The sequence below is a fragment of the Sphingopyxis sp. genome (assembly GCF_019459305.1).
Lineage (GTDB): Bacteria > Pseudomonadota > Alphaproteobacteria > Sphingomonadales > Sphingomonadaceae > Sphingopyxis.
The window spans coordinates 88,418-95,839 of record NZ_JAIBES010000063.1 but is presented as its reverse complement, the minus strand read 5'-3'; the positions used below and the strand labels follow the sequence as shown (position 1 = coordinate 95,839).

Here is a 7,422-nt window from a genome sequence, read left to right as displayed (position 1 = left end):
CCCCCCCCCCCCCCCCCCCCCCCACAGCACCAGCCAGCCGCAGAATCCCGCCATCAAGCCATAGGCGACCATCGGGTGCCAGTTATAGAGCAGGACGCCGATCGCAGGCGACACGATATAGGCGGACCCGTTGATCGACGCGGTCATGCCGGCGACGCTGCCCTGATCGCGCCGCGGCACCGATAGCGACGCGCCTGCGGTAAAGCCCGGGCGAAACAGCCCGAAACCGAGCGAGGCGAGGGCGAAGCCGATCACGATGCCGTGCAGATCCTGCGCTACCCCCGTGATGATCAACCCGCCGGCGCCGAGCGCCGCGCCGATCAGAACCGCGGTGCGCGCCGACAGTTTGAGCAGCGGGATCAGCCCCCACTGCGACAACAAGGTTGCGAAGGCGCCGGCCATCAGCACGATGCCGGTCATCGCGGCGCCTTCGTCGGGGCGGGGGCGAAGTTCGAGCCGATCAAGGATCAGGAAGCCGATGACGCCGAGCATCATCGCCTGCGCCTGGCCGCCGCAAAGCCCGGCGAGCATCCATGGCCGAACGCGTCTGTCGGTCCAGCGCAGCGGCGCCGCGGCGGGGGCATCACGATCCTCAACGTCTTCGTCGCTGTCCTCGCTCGCCGACGCTGTCGATCCGGCAGCGGTCGGATAGGCCGCGATCGCGCCGCGCGCGGCGAAGCGCGGGACATCGTCGGGCAGCCGCCAGCGCAGCATGATCAGCACGATCAAGCCGATCAGCGCGAAAACCAGCAGCGGTCCCGAAAGCCCGACAAAAGGCAGGATGAACAGCGGCGCGATCGCCGGGCCAATCACAGTCCCCAGCCCAAACGACGAGGAAACGAGCGATAGCGCCTGCGTGCGCTCCTCAGGGTCGGTGCGCGACGCGACATAGGCCTGGACCGCCGGGGGCGCCGCCGATCCGAACCCGCCGTACAAGCTGCGGAACAGCGCAAAGATCACGAACGTCGTTCCCGCGGCGAGATAGCCCGCCAGCCCGGCCCACAGCGCCAGTCCGCACAGCGCCATCGACAGCATGAAGCCGATCACGCCGAGCGCCATCAGCGCCTTGCGGCCACGCTTGTCGGACTGGCGCGCCCAATAAGGTGCCGTCATCACCCATAATAGCGCCGACCAGCTGAACGCCAGACTGACCCAGACATCAGGAATGTCGAGCTTTGCGCCGATGGCAGGCAAGATCGACTGCATCGCGGTATTGCCCGCGGCAGCGACCAGCATGACCGCGAACAGTACGGCCATGCGATCGGCGGGGATCGAGCGCGATAATGTCGCCATGCCGAAAATCCCCCTTTGCCGTCCAGCGTGAGCAATCGGGCCTTTCCCTACACGCGAGCGCCTCGCTGTCCAGAGTCAAGACAGACTCTTTCCTTGCGCCAACGCGCCGTTTTTGCCACGCCTTCGCCAACCGCAACAACGCGAAAGCCAATATGACCAATCCGCGGGCGCAGGCCCAAGAAAAGAAAGCTCCGCTGGGCCGCCGGGTCCGCGAGGGCCTCAAGCGCTTTTTCGGACCGTGGGGCATGTTTGTCCGTGGTTTTATCAAGCATCCGGTCATGGTCGGGTCGATCGTGCCCTCGTCACCGACGCTGATCCGCCACATGCTGAAGCCCGTCGATTGGAAGAACACCAAGCTGTTCGTCGAATATGGCCCGGGAGTTGGCACCTTCTGCCGCCCGGTGCTCGAACGCATGGCGGGTGACGCGACGCTGATCGCGATCGACACCAACGAAGATTTCATCGATTATCTGCGTAAGGACATCCGCGACAGCCGCTTTATCGCGGTTCACGGCTCGGCTTCCGAAGTTGAGGCGATCATCGCAGCGCACGGCTTTGAAAAAGCTGACTATGTCCTGTCGGGTCTGCCCTTCTCGACGTTGCCCGCTGGCGTCGGCCCGGCGATTGCTGCGGCAACGCACCGCGTTCTGCGCCCCGGCGGGGCGTTCCTTGTCTATCAGTTCCGCGCCCGCGCGCGCGATTTCCTAGCGCCGCATTTCGCCCGCATCGACAATGCGTTCGAATGGGTCAATGTGCCGCCCTGCTTCCTGTTCTGGGGCTGGAAAGACTAAACTTCCAGATCGGGATCGGCGTCTCCAAGACCGAAATTGAGCCGCCGCGACACCGTATAGTCCGCGGCGCCCACGACAAACCATGCGAGCGTCCAGCGCAGCCGCGTCAGCCAACCGGCCCGCGCCTTGTGCGTGGCGGGCGTGATGTCATCGCAATCCGCCTGCTGCGCCGCGATGAAACCGCGCATCCGCTCGGCAAAACCGGCGTCGGCGACGCGCAGCATCGCCTCGACATTGACGAACAGGCTGCGCATGTCGAAATTGGCGGTGCCGATATAGACGACATCGTCGATCACGATCAGTTTCATGTGCAGCTTGCATGGGCGATATTCCCAAATCTGCGCCCCTTTGCGCAGCAGATAGCCATAGAGCAGCCGCGAGGCACCGATCGTCGCGGCATTGTCCGACTTCGCCGCCATGATGAAGCGCGCGCGCCCTAGCCGGGCGACGCGGCCCAGTCGCCGCAGCATGCCCTGGCCCGGCGAGAAATAGGCCATCGCCATGTCGAGTTGCCGCGCGCCGACCAAATCGGTGCGCACCGCTTGCGCCCATGGCGACAGCCGCTGGGTCGGGCCGCCGACCAGCCAGGTCACCGGCCCCGCCTCAACCGGCCATTCACGGATCAGGCGGCGGAGCATCAGCAGCTTGCCGTCGTTGTTCACGGTGTAATCGTGGACCGCCTCGAACCACGCGACCATCCGTGCCACCGACGGCCCGCGTACGATGATGCCGAGGTCGAACCAGCAATTGTCGGGCTGTGTGCCAAGATAGGGCGTGGCGATGTTGAAGCCGCCGGTCACCGCCACGTCGTCGTCGATCAACAGCAATTTCTGGTGGTTGCGGATCAAATAGCTCGATCGCCAGCGCCGCGAGAAAAAGGTCACGCTGCCGCCCGCTTCACGCAGCGGAACAAAGATGCTGTCCGGGATGTCCGATGAGCCGAAACTGTCGATCACCGCGCGGACTCGCACGCCGCGCCGCGCGGCGGCGGTCATTGCATCGAGGACGCGCGTCCCGGCGGCATCATGCTTGAAGATGTACATGATGATGTCGAGGCTGCGAATGGCGCCAGCGAGCAGCGCAAGAATTCGTTCGAGCCGCTGGTCGCCGTTGACTATGACCTCCAGCCGGTGACCGGCGACGTCAGCGGTCAGCGTATCGGAATCGCTGGCAGGGCTGGGCGTATCAGTCATCGCCCGCTCATAGGCGGGGCGACACGAGCGCCGCAAGGGCAGCGCTTCGATTGACAGCGGCGGGCCGTCCTGCTAGCGCGCAGCGCTTGCCGCCACGCCCTCAAAAAGGGCTGGTCTCTCCGATATTCTAAGGAAACAACATGGCCCGCGTTACCGTCGAGGATTGCGTCGACAAGATTCCCAACCGTTTCGACCTGGTCCTGCTCGCCGCGCACCGCGCCCGCGAGATTTCGGGCGGTTCGGAGCTGACCATCGACCGCGACCGCGACAAGAACCCCGTCGTCGCGCTGCGCGAGATTGCCGAACAGACGGTGCGTCCGAAGGATCTGAAGGAAACGCTGATCACGACGCTGCAGAAGGTTGTGATCGACGATGACGATACGCCCGATGAAATCAGCTCGATCAGCCGCTCGGCCGAAGCCCTCCGCTTGACCGCCGCCGCGCCGCCGCGCAGCCCCGCGGGTGGTGGCAGCGACTTCGATTAAGCGCTGCGACATGTGAACGAAGGGGCCGCGGGAAACCGCGGCCTTTTCTATTTTGTGTCAGTCGAGATCCATGAGCTCGGCTACCCGGATCACTTTCGATGCCAGCATCGGTTCGATGATCCGCTGGATCCGGTGCGCGCGGGGTGAGCCGACGGCAATGTTGAACAGGCAGTTGGCGATGACGTCGGCGATCTGCACCCCGTCGCTGCGGTGGCTTTCGGCGAGCGAGGCGCGCCCCCAACCGCCGAGACCCGCCTGAATTTCTTCGCGAACCTTGCCGAGTATCGTTGGATCGTAACGTCCATCGTCGATCACGACATCGGTGCATACGCCGCCGGTTTCGGGCAGCCACCGCCCGACCGCGAGGTTGAGCAGCGCGGCATAGACCGACAGGTCGCTGGGAACGGAGTCACCGAGCTTCCCGCCCATCGTGTCGCGTTTCGCCACCGCAACCCAGACGCGGCCACCGGCGCGATCGAACAGTTCCAGCAGATAGGCGCGCTCGACGATGCTGATCCGGCTGCCTTTGAGTTCACCGCGAAGGCCGGTCACACTGCGAAACCGCGCATGAATGTCGGCGGCGACCTGCGGCGTCAGCATGACCGCGGCAAACGTCATCGCACCGGCATTGAGCCCACCCGATTCGTCGCAGTAAATCGTCACCGGCGGCGGGGCCGATGGATCACCGGACGCGGCCGAAGAAGGCGACCGAGCGGCTTTGCCCCACGGGGACAGCATCACTCCACAGCCAGCGGACATGCGTGACGTCGGTTGCTGCGGCAGGGCGCGGTGCAGTGCCCGTGACGGTCACCGTCAGTTCGGCGAGCGCTCCAAACGTCTTGCCGCCGTCGACGGAAACGGCAAAACCCGCGGTGTCATTAGTGCCATCAAAGACCAGCGCCTCGGGAATCGGGTTGGTCAGATTGACCCCCGCTGCCGGGGCGGCGCCATTGTTGGTGAAGGTGAGCGTCAGGCGAACCCGGTCGCCGGGCACGACGACATCGGGCGTGGTGTAGGTCTTCTCGCCCTCGCGGCCATCAACACCCGGTCCTGATCTTTCCAGTTCGACCTTGTTCGTCAGCACGCCGGTGCCCTGCGCCGCTGCGGGCTGCGCGCCCATCGCCAAAATGGCGGCCAGCGTCACTATCGTCCACGATTTACGGATCATCACCGTCTCCTTTTTCGATCGCTCCATGGCGGATCAGGCAGGGCAGGGGTAGCGTTTCTTCATCAGTGCATCGAATGCCGTGTGAATGCTGACGCGCTTGCGGACCGGCGCGGGATAGGAGCGTAGGTGGCCCAGCCACTGCTCGGGCGTCAGCGTTCCCGATTCGGGCGGGCAGCTGGTGGTTTTGCGCCCGGCGCGCCGATCGGCATCGATCCGCGCCTTGTAGCGTTTGCCCGCGGCGATGACCTCGCCTTTCAACTGATTGCCTTGCGGCGTCGCGAGCGCGAGGGGGCCGAGCCGGGCGAGCGAGTCGGCTCGCATCAGGAACGCTGCAACGCTCATGTCGCCCGGCGCCATTGCGGACAGTAACGGCGCGGTCAGCAAGACAGGCAAGATGCGCGCGCGGCTCCCCAGGGTCATGCGCAGCAACTTGCCGTCAGCCAATGAATGACCCCTGAAGCGAGCGCGCCAGGTCAATCAGTCTAGGCGCCTTGGGGTTTCGGGTCGCCAAACGGACCGCGCGGCTTGCGCTTGATCTGCGGCAGCGAACCGGCGTGGCCCGACACCGGGGTGCCGCGCTTGTCGGCATCGTCCTCGCGGCCGATGTCTTCGCCCCTGATCGCGCGCTTCGATTCCTCACCCGAGAGCGTTTCATATTCGAGCAGCGCGCCGGCAAGCAGATGAAGCTCGTCGAGGTGATCGGTGAGCACCTTGCGCGCGACATTCTCGCCTTCTTCGACGAGGCGGCGCACTTCAGCATCGATCATGCGCGCGGTGTCCTCCGACATATTCTGCGCGCGCGACACGCTGTGGCCCAGGAACACTTCGTCCTGATTGTCGCGATACCGCAGCCAGCCGAGCTTGTCCGACATGCCATATTCCATGACCATCGAGCGCGCCATTTCGGTTGCCTGCTGGATATCGTTCGACGCGCCGGTGTTGAGCTCGTCCTTGCCGTAAATCAGCTGTTCGGCGATGCGGCCACCGAAGCAGAGCGCGAGGCGCGCCTTCATCTGCTTCATACTCATCGAATAACGGTCGCGTTCGGGCAGGTTCCACGTCACGCCCAGCGCGCGGCCGCGCGGGATGATCGTCACCTTGTGCAGCGGATCGCAGCCGTCGACGTGGAGCGAGACGAGCGCGTGACCGGCCTCGTGATAAGCGGTCGATTTCTTCTCGTCTTCCGTCATCACCATCGACCGGCGCTCGGCGCCCATCATGACCTTGTCCTTGGCCTCTTCAAACTCGTCATTCGCGATCAGGCGCTTGCCCTTGCGCGCCGCGAGCAGCGCCGCTTCGTTGCAAAGATTAGCCAGATCGGCGCCCGAGAAGCCCGGGGTGCCGCGCGCGACGCGGCGCAGGTCGACGTCGGGTGCCAGCGGCTTTTTGCGGGTGTGGACTTCGAGGATCTTCTGGCGGCCCTCGATGTCGGGACGCGGGACGACGACCTGGCGGTCGAAGCGGCCCGGACGAAGGAGGGCGGGGTCGAGCACGTCGGGGCGGTTGGTCGCGGCGACGATGATGATGCCTTCGTTCGCTTCGAAGCCGTCCATCTCGACGAGCAGCTGGTTCAGCGTCTGTTCGCGCTCGTCATTGCCATTGCCCAGCCCGGCGCCGCGATGGCGGCCGACGGCGTCGATTTCGTCGATGAAGACGATGCACGGCGCGTTGCGCTTGGCCTGTTCGAACATGTCGCGGACACGGCTGGCGCCTACACCGACGAACATTTCGACGAAGTCCGAACCCGAAATGGTGAAGAAGGGCACGCCCGCTTCGCCCGCGATGGCGCGGGCGAGCAAGGTTTTACCGGTGCCGGGCGAACCGACGAGCAGCGCGCCCTTGGGAATCTGCCCGCCGAGGCGCGAGAATTTGGTCGGGTCGCGCAGGAATTCGACGATTTCCTCCAGCTCTTCGCGCGCTTCGTCGATGCCGGCAACGTCGTCAAAGGTGACCTTGCCCTGCTTTTCGGTCAGCATCTTGGCGCGCGACTTGCCAAAGCCCATCGCGCCCGAGCCGTTGTTTTTCTGGACCTGACGGAAAACAAAGAAGGCGATGCCGAGGATCAGGATGAAGGGCAGCGACTGGATGAGCATATACATCCAGAAGTTCGGCGTTTCGGTCGCCTTGCCGTCATATTTGACATTATTGTCGTTGAGCATTTTCAAAAGGTCGGGATCGCGGATGACATTCGCGGTGAAGCGGTCGCCGTTCGATAGCGTGCCGGTCACCCTGTCTTCGGACAGGACGACGTCCTTGACGGCGCCTTCTTCGACCTTCTGGCGGAACTCGGAATAGGCCATCGCGCTGCCCGCAGGCTGCGCGGTTCCTCCGAACATCGAGGCGACGAGGAGCATGGCGAGCAAAATGCCGCTCCAGATCATCACACTCTTCATCCAGGGGTTGCCCTGCGGTTCCTTGTCGTCCTGCATGCGAGTACTTTCCTAATCGGCGCGGCCATACGCTCCTATCCCGATAAGATAGGATAATCAGGT

The 7,422-nt window shown here is 64.5% G+C and carries 8 protein-coding genes; 2 read left to right on the top strand and 6 right to left on the bottom strand.

What is annotated here, in order from left to right:
* The coding region (locus K0M74_RS07270) for an MFS transporter (RefSeq protein WP_293969825.1) at positions 1-1,293 on the bottom strand (1,293 nt) is incomplete at its 3' end.
* A gap of 152 nt (positions 1,294-1,445) precedes the next feature.
* Here K0M74_RS07270 and K0M74_RS07265 point away from each other — a divergent pair.
* Positions 1,446-2,084 (top strand): methyltransferase domain-containing protein, encoded by a 639-nt coding sequence (locus tag K0M74_RS07265; RefSeq protein ID WP_088443689.1) that lies wholly within the window; start codon positions 1,446-1,448, stop codon positions 2,082-2,084.
* On the opposite strand, the gene K0M74_RS07260 is transcribed toward K0M74_RS07265, so the two are convergent.
* Positions 2,081-3,277 (bottom strand): phosphatidylserine/phosphatidylglycerophosphate/cardiolipin synthase family protein, encoded by a 1,197-nt coding sequence (locus K0M74_RS07260; protein ID WP_293969818.1) that lies wholly within the window; start codon positions 3,275-3,277, stop codon positions 2,081-2,083. The two genes, K0M74_RS07265 and K0M74_RS07260, sit on opposite strands and share 4 nt — an antisense overlap.
* 140 nt (positions 3,278-3,417) lie before the next feature.
* On the opposite strand from K0M74_RS07260, the gene rpoZ reads away from it, so the two are divergent.
* Positions 3,418-3,762, top strand: a complete 345-nt coding sequence (gene rpoZ / locus K0M74_RS07255; protein WP_293969815.1) for a DNA-directed RNA polymerase subunit omega — start codon at positions 3,418-3,420, stop codon at positions 3,760-3,762.
* Positions 3,763-3,819: 57 nt separating this feature from the next.
* Here rpoZ and K0M74_RS07250 read toward each other — a convergent pair whose 3' ends face one another.
* From K0M74_RS07250 to ftsH, 4 genes are all read right to left on the bottom strand, one after another.
* Entirely contained in the window at positions 3,820-4,425 is a 606-nt protein-coding gene (locus K0M74_RS07250) for a DUF3800 domain-containing protein (protein WP_293969812.1), read from the bottom strand.
* A gap of 19 nt (positions 4,426-4,444) precedes the next feature.
* Positions 4,445-4,930 (bottom strand): hypothetical protein, encoded by a 486-nt coding sequence (locus K0M74_RS07245; protein WP_293969809.1) that lies wholly within the window; start codon positions 4,928-4,930, stop codon positions 4,445-4,447.
* A gap of 33 nt (positions 4,931-4,963) precedes the next feature.
* Entirely contained in the window at positions 4,964-5,287 is a 324-nt protein-coding gene (locus tag K0M74_RS07240) for a hypothetical protein (protein ID WP_293969806.1), read from the bottom strand.
* 125 nt (positions 5,288-5,412) lie between these two features.
* Complete coding sequence (gene ftsH, locus K0M74_RS07235; protein WP_293969803.1) at positions 5,413-7,359, bottom strand: ATP-dependent zinc metalloprotease FtsH; 1,947 nt, start codon at positions 7,357-7,359, stop codon at positions 5,413-5,415.
* Positions 7,360-7,422 lie beyond the last annotated feature (63 nt).